The organism is Pedobacter sp. SYSU D00535 (genome assembly GCF_017355855.1).
In the GTDB taxonomy this organism is placed as follows: Bacteria; Bacteroidota; Bacteroidia; order Sphingobacteriales; family Sphingobacteriaceae; genus Desertivirga.
The window spans coordinates 195,754-212,520 of the sequence record NZ_JAFEWD010000001.1; the positions used below are offsets into that span (position 1 = coordinate 195,754).

Sequence of the window (16,767 nt, forward strand, 5' to 3'; positions counted from 1 at the left end):
TGTAAGCGACACCGAGGGTGTTTGGGAACGATCAACAAGACGAAATCTGCTTCCTGTATCGCTTCATCCTTAGCCAGCTCCTCGATCAGCTTATCCGGTTCTGCTGCATAGCTTTTCCTAAAGACGGCCCGCTGACCTGTTCTATCTAGCTCTTCGGAATTTGCAAATTGTGTAAACCCGACACCCACTTAACACTACCTTCGAGCCTCCACTGTTAGCAGCTTGTCCCCCTCAAGCGTGGCACATCATGATTGAATTGCCGGGGATTGCGATACCAGAAACACAAGCACAATCAGAAAATCAATACGGGTATGGCAACCCTCCGTTGCCGAAAGCATCAGCAGGATGTACTAGTACGCCTGCTTTTCTTTCTGCAGCTTGTGATAATAGATGTAGGATCCGAACACAAGCACCAGGCCCACGAGCATAAATGCCAGGTTTGCAATTGGAGTTCCAATCATTAGGAACGCGTAGATGGCGCCTATCAGGTCAAATGCGAATCCGGCGTAGGCCCATTCTTTTACCCTGGGGAAGCCCGGTACCAGCAGCGCGATACTGCCCAGTATCTTGGCCACTGCCAGCAGCTGCAGTACGTTATACGGGTAACCTATAGCCTTCATCATCGCTTCTCCCTGAGGGTTAGGCATAAAGCTGGTTACTGCCGACATGAGCATCATGGCAATTAGCAGTACCGTAAAAATCCAGTAAATAATTTTGGTCTTTTTCATGTTGATCAATTGTGTTAAGCGGTAGTTTTATCCGATGAACAAATGTATTCGTCTTCAATTGTGTTTATGGGTTGTAATTGCGACAAGTTAAGGGGGGATGGCGACATGGGCCATTGGGCTTTGTGACGGATTCACAAACTGGAAAACGACATTTCCGGTAACATTAGAGATAAATAGTTCTCTTATATAAAAGATTTATAATGAAGAACGATCATAAAATAGGTAGGTGGATGGCTATAGGTATTGGGGTGGGTGCTGCGATAGGGGTTGCAATTAATAACATTGCAGTTGGAATTGGCGCCGGTACGGCAATTGGGATACTAATAGGCTTACTTGCCTCAAAACGAAATGTAAATTGATCAAGACACCAGGGATAGAGCACTATCTTGCACTGTTCTTAAAAATCCGCCGCCGCGGTTCGTGTCCTCACGAAACTGGCAAAATTCAAACTATCGGTTCGTGGAGACACGAACCGAGGCGAAAAGTGTTGCATAATAACAGGCTGAATACCGCCGCCCTGGTTCGTGTCCTCACGAAAAATGGCAAAATTAGCGCTCTTCGGAATTTGTAATTCCGAAGCCGTATCATAGGATTTTTAATCCGACTTAATCTGTCCTGTTTGCCGCCCTGGTTCGTGTCCTCACGAAACAGACAATTTTCAGCGCTCGAATATTTATCATTCTACCGCCAACCCAAGCCGGGAGCAACATGCTCCAGGATCGAAGACAATACATGCACGTTATAATCGACACCGAGGGTGTTTGGAATGGTTAACAAGACGGTATCTGCTTCCTGTATCGCTTCATCTTTAGCCAGCTCCTCGATCAGCTTATCCGGTTCTGCTGCATAGCTTTTCCCAAAGACGGCCCGCTGACCTGGTTCTATATAGCCGAAAGAGTCGGCCGCTTTGCCTTGTCCGCCAAAGTAATACCTATCGTCATCCGTTACCAGTGCGAAAATAGAGCGACTTACCGAAACCCTGGCTTCCCGTTGATGTCCAGCTTTTTTCCAGGCTTCTTTAAACGCCCGGATTTGTTCGGCCTGCTGCACGTGGAAGGGTTTGCCGCCCTCATCGAATTTTAGCGTAGAGCTTTGGAGGTGCATTCCGTTTTCCGCTGCCCAGATAGCTGTTGCATTCGAGGCAGCTCCCCACCAGATCCGCTCCCGCAGATCTTCGGAATGTGGCTCCAAACGCAGCAATCCTGGTGGATTCGGAAACATGGGGTAGGGGTTCGGCTCAGCAAATCCCTCACCTTCTAATTTATCCAGGAACTCCAGCGCTTTCTTGCGCCCCATATCTGCATCTGTTTCACCCGGCGCGGGTTGGTAGCCAAAATAGCTCCATCCGTCGATCACCTGTTCGGGCGAACCTCTGCTGATGCCTAGCTGTAAACGTCCTCCCGAGATCAGGTCGGCAGCACTGGCATCTTCCACCATATACAGTGGGTTTTCATACCGCATGTCGATCACGCCGGTGCCGATTTCAATTTTACTTGTCTTAGCGCCAATGGCGGCCAGCAAAGGAAAGGGCGATGCCAGCTGACGTGCGAAATGGTGTACACGGAAATAGGCGCCATCTAAACCGATTTCTTCTGCAGCAACTGCAAGATCAATCGACTGCAACAGGGTATCTGCCGCTGTACGGGTTTTATAGGAGGGATGATCGGACCAGTGTCCGAACGATAGAAATCCAATTTTTTTCATCAGATACAAATTTAAAAGATGGGGCGACTTGTAGTGGCGGTGGATGAAATTTGATATTGGGATGGCAGTCGCTGAAGCTGAAGGTTTACTGACAATGCGGGCGTGCAGTAAGACCGCCACCACTGTCTTCGTCATTCGAACGAAAGAGGGATCTATAGGGACCTGACTGGGGCAGAACTGCCATCACACTATATGAAAGGCTTTCCTACGACCGAAACGCACTGATCCCATCCTTGAATGGGACCAGTGCGTTTCGCGCTTCAAAAAGTTCCTTGAAAAATCTCAGATCAGGTGCTCTTTACTTCAGTGATCGTCAACCCTAAAGCCGTTTTTGTTCGCCAGAGCAACAAAAGCATTAAATATTGTTTCAGATACCCGCCCCCTTATTCCCTGGAGCCAGGAGTCTGCTTCCGATTCACTGATCGATTTCAAAATCCAGTCTACTTCGACAAGCAGATGGCTCGAAAGATCGGGGCCAACAATGGCCCCTTTCATATCTGCAATTTCCTGATCTGAAAATTTCTCCCAGAGTAGCTGATTGACTTTTTCCTCTTCTTTTTCCATGTGCTGCAGATGAAAGGCGAGGTACCTGTTAAATGCCCGGCAGATCTGCAGTCCGAGCGTTTGCCACTTGTGTGGATGGTCTGCTGCTTTCAGATCCTCAAGTAATTTAAGCAGCTGCTCGTTCAAAGCTTCGCCATATAAGTGATCCTTTTCCAGCTCCTCCATCAATTTGCTATGGTATGCTGCAATCGGCGGAAAAATATAGCGATCCTCGTGGAAGGAATGCCTGGAAATAAGCTCCAGAACTTCAGTCAGTTTCGAGGAGACATCCGCCCGCTGAGATGTGGAGCGGAAGTCAGTTTTTTGAAGTTCCATTCCTGTATCGAATAGCATTCCTCTAAGGCCTTTATGGATGTAATAAAAGGTATTATAGCGCTGTTGCATCGGGCTCGTCGTTGTACAGAAATTACGTAATTCACTTCAGGTGGAAATCTTCAAGTACGATCAGGTACACCTTTTTACCCGCCTCATACTTTACCCGATAACGGGAGGGATAATGAACTCCCGTTTTCGAGAAAGTTGCTGGTTGAGCAATTTGACCTACGGAATCCGGTCGGGATTGAAGGTATGCTAAGGTGACCATAGGCTCGTAAAAAGTCACTCGCCTGTCGTATGTACCATATAAAAAGGTTTGAGTAAAGGTACCACCCATAGACGAAGGATCGACCCAATGCTTCCCCATTTGCGGGACGCCACCTGGTATTGGGACATAGTTTGCTGGCATAAATTGTGCTTCCGGCAGCAACTCAATCTTAGGATCGTCCGGCCCTATCGCAAAGCGCTCCTGCTCTGACATCATATAAAAGTGAATGTCAAAGTGGGGCTTGTCAAAGACGTTCTCAGGGGGATGTCCATGCGGGTTCCAATCGAGTGTGATATGATCAAACGGAGTCAAATGCTTTTGGGAGGGCAGTTTGAGCGAATAGGAAGGAGCTTCGGCATGGGCCGCATGAAGATGACTTCCATCCGGCAGATTCTCCAGCGCCTGCTCTGTAAGCTGCACACCTACGGCCGTAGGTTTACCCGTCACATCAATGGTGATGAAGGCTTTTGCTTTTCCATTACCAACGGCTACTTCCTCTCCAAAATAGGTTCCTGAAGGGTCACTTGTCTCGTCTTTCTTACAGCTTCCAAGCGTGGAACCGAGGAAAATAAAGGCAAAAAGAGTTCCCTTAAACAATGTTCTTGTTTTCATTTTTTTTATAAATATTTAGTAATGAGCTAATAAAGCAGGTGGCACTAAGGCACAGCTTCATTCAGAATAGTTAGCAATAAGCCGATATCGTCAAACCGCTAATTCAGGTTAATCAATTATACCATTTCGACGCCGTAGTCTTTCAGCGTGTTGATGTTATGATAGACAACTTCTGCAGGAGGCGGGCCTTGCATGGCAGGTAGGGGTTTCATGTCTTCTGCCGGAGCGCTATTATCCCAGAACCATTGGTCCAAGCCCGCTGGACTGATCCACATCAGCACTTTAGCTACATCTGTTTTCACCTGGAAGGTGTGACTTACCTCTTTCGGCAGATAAACATAATCTCCGGCAGCTGCCTCGAAAAACTGTTCGCCGATCTTAAAGGTGATTTTGCCCTCAAGAAGGTAATACGCCTCGTCTTCATGAGAATGGATGTGTTCAGGAGGTTCGGCACCTGGCTGCACGTCAATCTTTAAAAGTGCGTGAGCGTTTCCGGTTTCTTCGCCTTTAACAAGGAAGTGAAAAAGTGCTCCTGGAATTGCTCTTGAGTTTCCAGGCTTCGGTTGATTTAAAAATCCTGTAAGTTTCATACTATTTTCTTATTTTTGGTAAGTTTAACTTACTACAAAGGTAAGGCAAACTGACTATTTGTTGCAAATCTTTTTTAATAAAAAAAATGAACAATCAAAAAAACTCCGGGGCCTACTTTCGGGAGTTGCTGGATGAACTTATTGAAAATCTGCATAATAAATTGGCCGAGGAGGGATATGAAGAGATCAGGCCCTCGCATGGTACCGTATTTCAATATATACGAGAAGCTGGTTCCCGGATCACGGAATTAGCCAGCGAAGGAAAAATTACCAAGCAGTCGATGAGTGCTATTGTGTACGAACTGGAAGAGAAAGGTTATTTGATGCGAAAGCCAGACAGCTCGGATAAGCGGGCCGTTCTATTTGTCCTGACAGAGAAGGGAAAGCAGGTAAAGGCTCTTGGACAGTCAATCAATTCGCAATTTGAAAAAAAGTGGGAAGTTAAGCTGGGAAAGAAAAAGTATGCAGACTTCAGGCGATGTTTGGAAATACTGTGTGATGAGCCGGAGGGGAGCGTGTAGACGAGTGATTTAAGGCTTTTGGGATTCCGTCAATCCTGCTAGATATGCCAGCTTAGGAAAAACAGGGAGGATAGCATCAGAAGCCGGCCATCATTCAACACCTGCGCGAGTAGGTAAGTACCTCTCTTGCGGGCAGTAGGGGGGAGGCGGATATCGTACAGATTCACTTAAGGAGGAACCTATGCATCTTTAATCTGAAAGCTCTCTTCTGAGGTCGGAACGACAAAGCAAGTAAACTGTCGCGTCTTGCACTATCGCTACCCTTGTTATTCCCAAACTTGGGGGGATTTAGGCTTATTATAGGAGAGCAGCCCTACCCAAATAAATTTGCCAGCAATCGATTAGCCTTAATAGTCAGAACAAAGGAAATTTTTATATTAGAACCTTAAACTTATCACAATTCATGCAACATCTCTTTCCGCCCAGGCCGGCCGGTATCGATGAGGAATTAACACATCCCAGTCCGGCATTTAAAAAAGAAGTAGTAAAGGTTTTTTTCCTCTGTATCGTATTCCTTTTATGGTATTTGGTATTGCTGGCAACAACGGTGGGCATTGCCTTCTTAATCGGCTTCCTTGCAGTTACACTCTTTCTTCATGTGGGTCATTTCGCGACGGCAATGCTTGCCCTCGGCGCCATCATTATGGGACTGATGCTAATCTATTTTATGCTGAAGGCCTTAGTAGTAAAAAAGGGAGAGCCAATCCCTACTGTAGGGGAAGTAACAAAAGAATCGGAGCCGGTATTTTTTGAATTTATCAAGCAGGTTTGTCTTGAGACGAAAGCTCCCTTTCCCAGGAAAATATACCTGGTGAATGACATCAACGCATTTGTGAGCTATCATTCCACTTTCTTGAGCTTGTTCTTGCCCACGCGAAAAGATTTGTATATCGGCCTGGGCCTGGTGAACTCCTCGACCATCAGCGAACTCAAGGCAGTAGTAGCGCATGAATTTGGGCACTTCTCACAGGGGAGTATGCGTTTTGGTAGCTACGTATATCATTTCAATCAGATCATCTATAAAATTGTAAATGATAATCCGAACTACAATGCCCTGATCGAGCGATGGGCCGGCTATAGCAGCTACTTCGCCATTTTTGCCCATCTCAACTTTGCAATTATCAGAGGAATACGCTGGCTGATGGCCCGGTTCTACGGAGTGTTGAACAAGGGCTATATGGGTCTTTCCCGGCAAATGGAATTTCATGCAGATGCAGTGGCAGCTCGTGTCTCCGGCTCGGCTCCCCTTATCTCATCGCTGTACCGCTTCGATCTGGCAACTGTAAGCTATGATCATCTGCTGAGCTATTACAATGATTTAATTAAAGAAAATTTAAAGGCCGACAATCTTTACACCCACCACCTAAAGCTGATGCAATTACTGGCCACTCATCAGGCAGTGGAAATAAAAAACGGATTTCCGATGATTGATGGTAGTACGATTAATCAGATGGGCCGAAGCAGAATCACGGTTAAAGATCAATGGGCCTCGCATCCCACGGTCGAGGAGCGGGAGGCAGCTTTGCTGCGGTACGGCATTGCATCAGAAAATGTAAGTATGCCTGCCTGGGACTTATTTTCCGAAGCTGAAGAGCTTCAAAAACGCGTAACATCGTCTCTTTATGAGGGTGTCAGTTTTTCAGGCGAACCTCTGCTTTTGTCTGACGAGGACTTTGAAGAGAGGTATCAGGAGTTTTTGCGTGTAAACAGCTTTCAACCTGTATACAAAGGGTACTATGACAGCAGGTATATCGACCGTTTTGATCTCTCTCTTACTGACTACCTCCCCGAAGATCTCCCTTTCGAAGTACTATTTTCTGAGGAATATCTTCAGATTCCGAAATTACTATCCTCGTTGGAGAATGACATGGCTGCACTCGAATCGATCGTGATGGAAGGTTCAGACTATAAGAGTTTTGATTTTGACGGGCAACGCTACCCCGTGCATGATGCCGGGATGGTTAAAATGTACATGGAAAAAGAGTTGAAACAGACTGGCGAAGAATTGAAGAAGCATGACCAGGAGATTTTCTACGTGGCCCGGAGAAGTGCTGTTTTCCTTGGAACGGAGCATGAACTGGAAGCGGCTTTCCTGGATATGTTTGCTCAGACAGAAGCTACAGAACAGGATATTAAGTTCTTCCAGGAGTTGTTTCAGGAAGTGAGCAAAGCTTATACTCAATTGCCATTTGCAGCCATCCAAGAATTGGTGGCTAGAATACTCGAGAAGGAAAAGCTACTTAAGAATCGACTCGAGGAAATACTCGCTGACGAAAAGATCCTCCGGCTAGCCTCCTTGAAAGAGGATCTGGAACTGGCCCGGCGGTTTTGTGATAGTCAGCATTTGTATTTCGCAGATAACGGGTATCGCAATGATGAGTTGGATCTGCTTAATGACGCGAGCAGGGCCTTTCTGAACCTTAGCACACGCTATTCCTTTGAAGTTAAAAAGCTTGCATTGGAGTGTCAGCTAAGATTACTTAAGCCGAAGGGGGCGGGAGTCCAGGTCGATTATTAGGGCTGCGGGATAAAAGGCGACCTGCATGGCAGTTGCACCTCCTAATCCCACAGGCAATTACTCTTTATTCATGAATGCAATTTTAGCACAATTAGTATCCCTTTGTGCATATGGCAAACCTTTTTTTAATCCCATAGGTAAGCCTTGAAGCTTTATTTATACTTATTTTCGCCCCCGATATGGGCACTGCCGTCAATTTAAGCTTAAAACACCTGTTTCTGGTGCTTCTCATTGTTCTGATTTGGGGAACTAATTTCATTGCTGTTTATGTGGGATTAAAAACTTTTCCTCCCTTCCTGTTGTCTGCTGTACGCTTCGGACTTTCAGCCTTGCCCTGGGTGTTTTTCCTGCCTAAACCGCATGCCCCCTTAAAGTTTATTTTAGGTTACGGAGTGTTCAACTTCGCCATGCAATTCGGATTTCTCTTTACCGGCATTCACCTCGGTTTGTCTCCCGGACTTGCTTCGCTTCTTCTCCAGATTTCCGTGTTCTTTTCAATGGGACTGGCTTTTTTGTTCTTTAAGGAGAAACCGAGCGTTCTGAAAGTTGCTGGTTCATTGATATCCTTCATTGGTATTGGCATTGTTGCTACGCATATTGACGCCGACGCTACTTTTATCGGACTAGTACTTACGCTGCTAGCTGCGTTCGCCTGGGCTGCCGGGAATATGTTTACCAAAAAAGTGAATGCTCAATCGCCACTGTCGCTGGTGGTCTGGGGAAACCTGATTGCATTTCCTTTTATGGTGCTTCTCTCTTTGGTTGTGGAAGGGCCCGCTGTAATTAAAGACTCGTTGCAGCATACCTCCTGGGAAACAATTGCTGCCGTTTCATATATCGTTTATATTTCCACTCATATTGGTTATGGTGCGTGGGGACTTCTGTTAAAGTCATACGCTGCCTCAGCGGTAGTTCCTTTTACGCTCCTGATTCCGGTTGTCGGTTTTTTCAGTTCAGCTGTAGTTTTGGGTGAAGACTTACCCTCATGGAAGCTCTTTGCCTCTTTATTTATTATGGGAGGACTTGTTTTTGGTCTGCTTGAGCGGCAAGTCCGGAGACTATTACCGATTAAGACGAATTTAACAGAGGCGGTTGGGCAGGAAAATCCGGCGGACGAGGAAGATACAAACCTCAACAGGCCAATTTGCAGTGACGTAGGCAAGGGCTAGGGGACTGGCGATTGGAATCGACCAGTCGGACCAACTGGTGGCAATGCACCAAGGACGCTACAATTAGTATTTGATGAGCGATTGGTGTTTTTAAGTTATCGCATCTTATTTCTTAACATCGGCTGAGCCATCCCTCAGGTAGACACAAATTATCCCTTCAAGCTAACCTTTTTGCTTTGCTAACAGGGGAGGACGTGCGACGCTAATGGACACAAGATTGCCTGTTCGAGGAATCCGAGCAGGCTTGGTCGCAGGTCCGATAATTAGGATCCACCTGAACTAGTTGTACCAAGAGGTAGCAGTACAACAAAGGTGGTGCCGGCTCCCTCATTGCTTTCTACCCAGATTTTTCCGCCATGTTGATTAATTATCTCGGAAGATACATATAATCCAATTCCCAGGCCCTGAGTGTCATTCTTAGAAAGTTCCTCAATTCTGTAGAACTTATCAAATACCTTGTCGTAATTGGTTTGCTTGATGCCAATACCAAAATCTTTGACGCGCAGATAGCAATTACTATCCCTTTCCTCACAGGAAATCTCTACCCTGTTGGCCTTGGGAGAGTACTTTACTGCGTTGCTTATAAGGTTTACAACTACCTGTTCGATTCTTCCTGTATCGATATTGGCAACGATATTAGGTTGAGTCTCTAAAAAGATCGTGTGGGAAGGGTACAATAACTGGCTGGAGCGCACGATGTCCTGAAGCATTTGTGAGATTTCTGTAGGCTGCTTCTGAATCATGAGCTTTCCCGCTTGAATTTTGGATACGTCCAACAGATCAAATATGAGCTTGGTCAGCTTGTCGGAGAAGTTATCTGCTTTTGTCAGGAATTTTTTTGCCTGTTCCCTTTGGCCGCTTTCAAATCCTTTTAAAGCAAGCTGCAGGTAGGCCTTCAGATTGGTTAGGGGCGTTTTTAATTCATGACTTGCTATGCTGAGAAAGTCTTTATTTCGCTGGTCCTCCTGCTTACTCCTTTCAAGCTCAAGTTCCTTTTGTACTAAGGCCTGCTCACGCCGCTTCTTTTCGGAAATGTCACTCATAAAGGCAATAAAGTGCCAGGCGTTATTTACTTTGACATTCGAAATACTCAAGCTTATTGGAAATTCCTGCTGGGCCTTATTAATTGCGGGCACCTCGATCGTCTTGTTCAAGACAGGGCCCTGTCCCGTTTTAAGAAAGTGCTGCATACCGCGATGATGCGCTTCGCGGAATTCCAACGGGATAATAAATTGGGCGAGCGGCTGGTTCAGAACCTCTTCCCGGGTATAACCAAAAATTTCAGTGGCTTTTAAGTTCCATTCAGAGACGCGCTGATGCTCGTCGATAATTACTACAGCATCCGGGGCGTTTTGCAAAAACTGCGTCGTTTTGTAGAGTTGATCTTTCTGAATTTTTTCTTGCTCACGTTTGAGGGTGATGTCACGAAAAACACCCCTGGTGTGAAGTAGTTTACCCTCACTGAAGAATGGCCTTAGGTGCCCCTCCAAAACAATACTATTGCCATTACTGGAAATGAATGTTACACCGATGTTCTCCTGGTTTTTCTGAGCGATGCAAGCATTGCGATAGTATAGGTATAGGGGTTTATCTTCGTCGGAGATGAAATCATAGATAGACCTGCCTTTTACCTCCTCGCTGGTATAACCAAGTTTGCTGAGCCAGGCAGGGTTAACCATTTCGACTATACCATCGGCATCCACAAAATGTATCAGATCGCTTGTGTTATTGAAGAGGTCTTTGAAGTAAGAATTTGCTGAACCCACGTTCCGAATGTAGATATTTATACAGCAAAAGTCTTAATAAAGTTGAACTTTCAGCGAGGTTTGATCCCATTCTCCCTCGATTTTTTTCCATTGAAGCAAAGGACATAAAGAGGAACAACTACTTACTGAAACCAGTGCTCGAGAGCAGTAGCTTTGCCTCCAGATATGGTGGCCGTCTGGTTCTCCCCCGGAGATTCAGATCAGTATGTTCCAGGTTTGACAAAACAAGTTCCTAAGCTGTTGTTTGTAAGGAGTAGGTAATCGTGTTATGTTGAATTATGATTTGAAGCGCTTTCATCAGGCACAGGAACCTGTGTACCTAAAAGCGCTGCAAGAGATACGCAATGGCAAAAAGGAGACGCACTGGATGTGGTACATGTTCCCGCAATTAGCAGGCTTAGGATATAGTGAAACGGCAAAGTTTTACGCGATAGCTGACTTAGAGGAAGCTACTTGCTTCCTGAAGGACCACGTTTTAGCCCAACGACTAGAGGCGTTATGTCAGGCATTGCTGGAAGTTGAAGGCAAGTCGGCCCAGGAGATATTCGGTACTCCTGACGATCTGAAGTTAAGATCCTCTATGACGCTGTTCAATGCGGTCACGAATAGCAGTCCACTCTTCCAGCAAGTGTTAGATCATTACTTTGACGGAAAAAAAGACGAAAAGACGCTGCGTCTCCTCGGATTCGCATAGATCGCGTTCAGCAGAATGGAGAGCAGTTTTTGTCGCTCAGATCCTGGCTGCTTTTACCAGGTCTTCTCTCTAAGGGCAAGCTGTAACTATCTGTTGCCGTTAGCATCTTATTGATACTGCAGAATAAAAGATTTGCAGCATATTGATGTAAGTATGTCGATACGCCCACTTTTAAAGATCCTGTTATTACTGATACTTTCAGATCAAGTCTATGGTCAGTCTCAGATTATAAACGATATCACTCAGTTAAATCCGATACGGGTGCAGTCGGTAATTTGTCCAACTACAACTAAAGAGATAGCAGAGGCTGTAAAAGGGTACAGGCGCCCCATCTCGATCGGCGGCGGTAGGTACAGCATGGGCGGACAAACGGCCACGGAGCAGGCTTTGCAAATTGACATGAGGAACTTCGATGCAATCAAAAGCTTCTCGCCGGAAAAAAGAGAGATCACCGTACAGGCGGGTATTACCTGGAGAAAGATTCAGGAACATATCGACCCTCATAACTTGTCTGTAAAAATTATGCAGACCTACGCCAACTTTACTGTCGGTGGCTCCCTGAGCGTAAACGTACACGGGCGTTACCTGGGGCAGGGGCCGCTTATTTTATCGGTGAAGGAAATCAAACTGGTAGTTGCAGATGGCACGTTGATTACGGCAAGCCCGGCACAGCACCCCGAGCTGTTCTATGGGGCCATTGGAGGATATGGGGCCCTGGGCGTCATCACCGAAGCTACACTCTACCTGACTGAAAATGTTAAGGTGGAAAGGACCGACCATGTCCTTCCGCTTAGCCAGTACAAAGAACACTTTCTCAGTCAGTTAAAGCCCGATAGCACCATCATTTTCCATAATGCGGACATTTACCCCCGCAGGTACAAGAAGCTACGCGAAATCTCCTATAGGCAAACGGATAAGCCTCTTACAATACCGCACCGGCTAAAATCTCAACATCAGCGGTACCGGTTTAACCGGGTAGTGTTCAAAGTTATTTCCGGGTACCCTGGTGGCAAATGGCTGCGTCAGCACCTCATAGACCCTATACTTTATAAGGGTCAACCGGTAGAATGGCGCAACTATGAAGCAAGTTATGATGTGTTTGAGCTGGAGCCACGCTCACGGAAACGGTCAACTTATGTGCTGCAGGAGTATTTCGTTCCGGTTGAAAACTTTGATGCCTTTTATCCTGTGATGGTCGATATCCTGAAGAAAAACCGTGTTAATGTGATCAACATTTCCATCCGGCATGCTAAGCAAGATCCCGGCTCTCTGCTTGCCTGGGCAAGGACAGATGTATTCGCTTTTGTGATTTATTATAAGCAAGGTACACGACCTGAAGCTAAAGAGAAAGTAACGGTTTGGACGCGACAACTAGTTGATGCCGCAATCGCCTCTGAAGGTGCTTACTATCTGCCCTACCAGATTCATGCCTCCGAGGAACAGTTTAGAAAGGCTTACCCCAACGCGGAGACCTTCTTTGAATTGAAAAAACAGGTAGACCCTAATTACAAATTCCGAAATAAACTTTGGGATGCTTACTATAGATAATAGGAAGGATGCTAACACGGATAGAGAAAATACCAACATGCAAGGAAGATCGTAGCGTCTTTTTTGAGCAATTCAGCTAACACAGAAGTAAGCATTTGCTGAACCCGCGTTCCAACTGTAACTATCAAACAGTTAAAAACTTCCCTAAAATTGAGCTTTCAGCACCGGTTGTTTCCTTTCTCGCCGATCGACCCCGTACCAATGGAGCCTCCTTTACACTTTTCAATGTTAAGTTCTCGTTTCCCATTTCCCTGATCAAACTACCACTTTTAAAGCAAAGGTAACTTGCCTTTAACCCGAGGTTTTCAAACGCTGGGTATCCTTGCAATGCTTTTCCGGGGGTGCAATAACAAAGAAAGCAGTAGACGATAAGTCGAAACATCCGCCAATTCTTTGAACAAGTCCGTGCGCTTGTTCGCCGCCCATAACAGCAGCAACAGCAATCGATTATTGGATTTAAAACCTCAATATGAATCAATTAGTACTATTTAAACAGTTTGCCAGGACGAGTATAGTAGGTATTGCTATTGTTCTGAACAGTCTGACGACGGGGGCTAGCACCCTTACGTTTACCCCGATACCTGCCGCTGATCAGCGAATCGGAACGATTCGGGGGCGGGTGACAGACGCAAAAGGCCAGCCTCTCTCTGGCGCTTCTGTCCGGATCATCGGTCAACAGCTGGGTGCTTCAGCAGATGGTGACGGGAGATTTACGCTCAATGTGCCTGCGGGTACACATATTCTTGAGGCTTCCTTCATCTCCTTCAAGGCAGAACGTAAAACGCTTAGCATTAAGGATGGTGAAAGTCTTAGTGTCAATTTCGTTCTCGTGGAAGAGAATAACTCGCTGAATGAGGTGGTAGTAGTGGGCTACGGGCAGCAGCGGAAAGCAAATTTAACCGGAGCCGTGGATCAGGTAAGCGCGGAGGCTTTACAAAACAGGCCTATTTCAAATATCTCCCAGGGACTGGTAGGATTGGTCCCTAACCTGAATATCAGAATGTTGGATGGGAAGCCTACGCAATCTCCCGGATTTAATATCAGAGGTACCACCTCGATAGGGCAGGGAGGGAATGCACTGATACTGATAGATGGAGTGGAAGGGGATCCGCAGATGATTAATCCGAATGATATCGAAAGTATTTCGGTGCTGAAGGATGCTGCTTCGGCTTCCATTTATGGGGCACGTGCCGCCTTTGGTGTGATATTGATTACTACTAAAACTCCTTTAAAGGGCAGGACGGCGGTGAATTATTCCACGAATTTCTCATGGAATTCGCCAACTACCGTTCCCGACAACATTACAGAATCCTATCCCTGGGCAAAGGGTTTTAGCGATGCCTGGTCGCGCTGGAACGACAATGGCAATACGCTCACTGCGGTAAACAAAACTTTGCCCTTTTCGCCTGCCTACCTGGCAGAAATTAAAAGGAGGTGGGAAGACCCAACACTACCGCGGGTGGAGATCAACCCAGTTACGAAGGAATATCAGTACTACTACAGTACCGACTGGTACAAGGAGCTGTACAAGAATAGTTTCCTTTCCCAGGAGCACAACCTTTCTTTCTCGGGAGGAGGAGAGAAGAGTGCATTTTATGTGAGCGGCCGGTATAGAGGGCAGGACGGCTTATTTCGTTATAACTCGGATAACTTCGGCGTGTATAACCTGCGTGCCAAAGGTAGTATTGACCTGACGCAGTGGCTCCAGCTGGAAAACAATATGGAGTACTCTTCCATGAAGTACCACCAGCCGCTGAACGTGGGTGAAGGAAGTGGCATCTGGAGGAATATGGCGGATGAGGGGCACCCCCTGGCTCCGTTGCAAAACCCCGACGGCTCTCTCTCTTTTTCGGCTGCCTATACAGTCGGCGATTATTATATCGGAAGAAACGCCATCGACAATTCGCGACGCTTGTTGCGAAACAGAACTTCGGCAACTGCACGTTTTTTTGATAAGAATCTTACCATTCGCGGCGATTTTACCTTCCAGAATAATGACGAGGGAGCGCAACAAAATAGGGTGCAAGTGCCCTATAGTCGTTATCAGGGGGTGACCGGCTTTACCGGTACGAACACCAATGATTTGATGGAGGCAAGAAGAACGAACGAATACATAGCAACGAACGTTTACGCCGATTACAGTACCTTTCTGAATAGTGCCCACAACTTCAAATTTTTAGCCGGGTTTAACTATGAGCAATCGCTTTCGAGAAATCTTCAGGCACAACGAAACGGTGTGGTATACTCGGAAGCGGACGATTTAAACCTGGCACTTGGTCAAAGCATTGTGACCGGTGGAGGGTACCAGAAATGGGCCATTGCGGGCGGATTTTTCCGGGTTAATTATAACTTTCGTGAGCGCTACCTGCTGGAGTTTAATGGCCGTTACGACGGTTCTTCCAAGTTTCCTGCAGACGAGCAATGGGCCTTCTTTCCCTCGGTATCGGCAGGCTGGCGATTGTCGGAAGAGCCCTTTTGGAACGTTAGTCCGGCTGTCCTGAACGATATCAAGCTTCGGGCATCCTACGGCTCCCTCGGTAACGGGAATGTGAGGCCTTATGCCTTTACCGAAAGTTTTAGAATCAGCCAATCTGAACGTATTATCAACGGCGTTCGTCCCCAACAAACCGGGCAGCCCGGCGTAATTCCTGCTGGTTTAACCTGGGAAACCGCTACTACCGGAAATATTGGACTCGACCTTTCTGCGCTAAACAACAGGCTCCAATTCGTGGGTGACGTGTATCGCCGCTGGACTACAGACATGTTCACTGTTGGTCCAACCGTGCCGGCGGTATATGGTACGACCGTTCCCCTTGGAAACTATGCGGATCTGGAAACTACCGGTTGGGAAATTTCCCTTAATTGGGCCGATGATTTCTCGCTGGGCAAGAAGCCATTTGGCTATGGGCTAAAGGTGATGCTGTCTGACTATACCTCCATTATCACCAAGTACAACAATAAGGACATGCTGCTGACCGATCATTACACCGGAAAGCGCATTGGCGAAATTTGGGGCTATCAGGTGGAAGGTTTGTTCCGTTCCGCCGAGGAGATTGCTAATTCGCCCTCTCAGGCAAATATCCCCAACACCAATACGAGAAAAAATTATGTGGGCGACCTGAAGTTCCGAAATCTCGACGGAGATAATGTGATCTACCACGGCGAAAATAAGGTCGGAAATTCCGGCGACAAAACTATCATCGGTAATTCGGAACCTCGGTATATGTTTGGCTTCAACCTGTCGGGTGATTATGGCGGCTTCTTCTTATCGGCCTTCTTTCAGGGCGTGATGAAACAAGACTGGTACCCTGCCGCTGAATCCCGCTTCTGGGGGCAGTACAACCGCCCTTACAACAGTTATCCAAGCTGGCACGAGGATAATATGTTCCGGGAGGAACTTGGGAATTTTGACGCCTATCTTCCAAGGCTGGTAGGGTATGTGGCACAGGGAACAGGCCGGGCACTCCAGGTTCCGAATGACCGTTACCTGCAAAACGCAGCTTATGTACGACTGCGCAACCTGCAGTTCGGATATACGCTCCCTAAACGCCTTGCAGCAAAGATCAGTGCGAGCAACGCCCGACTGTACCTGTCGGCGGAAAACCTCTGGACCTGGTCGCCGATGTATAAATGGACGAAGGATACCGACGTAACCAGTATTTACGGCTCCGACCGCGACCTAAGTGGCGGGAACAGCGGTGATGGCTATAATTATCCCATGCTCAAAGCGGTATCATTTGGGCTGACTGTTAATTTTTAATCCGAGAGAA

13 protein-coding genes are annotated in these 16,767 nt (G+C 46.7%); 7 read left to right on the forward strand and 6 right to left on the reverse strand.

Annotated elements, in window-relative coordinates:
• Positions 1-350 precede the first annotated feature (350 nt).
• The gene (locus J4N23_RS00695; protein WP_207425084.1) at positions 351-728 is read right to left on the reverse strand and encodes a DoxX family protein; all 378 of its coding nucleotides are present in this window, start codon (positions 726-728) and stop codon (positions 351-353) included.
• A gap of 200 nt (positions 729-928) precedes the next feature.
• Between J4N23_RS00695 and J4N23_RS00700 the strand changes: the two genes are divergently transcribed.
• Positions 929-1,087: a hypothetical protein gene (locus J4N23_RS00700; RefSeq protein ID WP_207425085.1), complete on the forward strand. Its 159-nt coding sequence runs from the start codon at positions 929-931 to the stop codon at positions 1,085-1,087.
• Positions 1,088-1,409: 322 nt separating this feature from the next.
• Here the strand turns inward: J4N23_RS00700 and J4N23_RS00705 are convergent, their stop codons facing one another.
• The 4 genes from J4N23_RS00705 to J4N23_RS00720 all read right to left on the reverse strand — a co-directional run bounded on the left by J4N23_RS00705 (position 1,410) and on the right by J4N23_RS00720 (position 4,781).
• The gene (locus tag J4N23_RS00705) at positions 1,410-2,432 is read right to left on the reverse strand and encodes an LLM class flavin-dependent oxidoreductase (RefSeq protein ID WP_207425086.1); all 1,023 of its coding nucleotides are present in this window, start codon (positions 2,430-2,432) and stop codon (positions 1,410-1,412) included.
• Between the two features lie 303 nt (positions 2,433-2,735).
• Complete coding sequence (locus J4N23_RS00710) at positions 2,736-3,380, reverse strand: hemerythrin domain-containing protein (RefSeq protein WP_255534769.1); 645 nt, start codon at positions 3,378-3,380, stop codon at positions 2,736-2,738.
• A gap of 31 nt (positions 3,381-3,411) precedes the next feature.
• A complete protein-coding gene (locus tag J4N23_RS00715) occupies positions 3,412-4,191 on the reverse strand; it encodes a DUF5602 domain-containing protein (RefSeq protein ID WP_207425088.1) in 780 nt (259 codons plus the stop codon).
• Between the two features lie 116 nt (positions 4,192-4,307).
• Positions 4,308-4,781, reverse strand: a complete 474-nt coding sequence (locus tag J4N23_RS00720; protein ID WP_207425089.1) for a cupin domain-containing protein — start codon at positions 4,779-4,781, stop codon at positions 4,308-4,310.
• 86 nt (positions 4,782-4,867) lie between these two features.
• On the opposite strand from J4N23_RS00720, the gene J4N23_RS00725 reads away from it, so the two are divergent.
• From J4N23_RS00725 to J4N23_RS00735, 3 genes are all read left to right on the forward strand, one after another.
• On the forward strand, positions 4,868-5,302 hold the full coding sequence (locus J4N23_RS00725; RefSeq protein ID WP_207425090.1) for a MarR family winged helix-turn-helix transcriptional regulator: 435 nt from the start codon (positions 4,868-4,870) through the stop codon (positions 5,300-5,302).
• Between the two features lie 403 nt (positions 5,303-5,705).
• Positions 5,706-7,820: a M48 family metallopeptidase gene (locus tag J4N23_RS00730; RefSeq protein ID WP_207425091.1), complete on the forward strand. Its 2,115-nt coding sequence runs from the start codon at positions 5,706-5,708 to the stop codon at positions 7,818-7,820.
• A gap of 179 nt (positions 7,821-7,999) precedes the next feature.
• A complete protein-coding gene (locus J4N23_RS00735; RefSeq protein WP_207425092.1) occupies positions 8,000-8,989 on the forward strand; it encodes an EamA family transporter in 990 nt (329 codons plus the stop codon).
• A gap of 263 nt (positions 8,990-9,252) precedes the next feature.
• Here J4N23_RS00735 and J4N23_RS21170 read toward each other — a convergent pair whose 3' ends face one another.
• On the reverse strand, positions 9,253-10,755 hold the full coding sequence (locus J4N23_RS21170; RefSeq protein WP_207425093.1) for a PAS domain-containing sensor histidine kinase: 1,503 nt from the start codon (positions 10,753-10,755) through the stop codon (positions 9,253-9,255).
• A 268-nt stretch (positions 10,756-11,023) separates the two neighbouring features.
• On the opposite strand from J4N23_RS21170, the gene J4N23_RS00745 reads away from it, so the two are divergent.
• The 3 genes from J4N23_RS00745 to J4N23_RS00755 all read left to right on the forward strand — a co-directional run bounded on the left by J4N23_RS00745 (position 11,024) and on the right by J4N23_RS00755 (position 16,757).
• Complete coding sequence (locus J4N23_RS00745) at positions 11,024-11,449, forward strand: DUF1810 domain-containing protein (protein ID WP_207425094.1); 426 nt, start codon at positions 11,024-11,026, stop codon at positions 11,447-11,449.
• A gap of 153 nt (positions 11,450-11,602) precedes the next feature.
• Positions 11,603-12,997, forward strand: coding sequence for an FAD-binding oxidoreductase (locus J4N23_RS00750; protein ID WP_207425095.1), 1,395 nt, complete (start codon positions 11,603-11,605; stop codon positions 12,995-12,997).
• A gap of 469 nt (positions 12,998-13,466) precedes the next feature.
• Positions 13,467-16,757 (forward strand): TonB-dependent receptor, encoded by a 3,291-nt coding sequence (locus tag J4N23_RS00755; RefSeq protein ID WP_207425096.1) that lies wholly within the window; start codon positions 13,467-13,469, stop codon positions 16,755-16,757.
• The last annotated feature ends 10 nt before the right edge of the window (positions 16,758-16,767 follow it).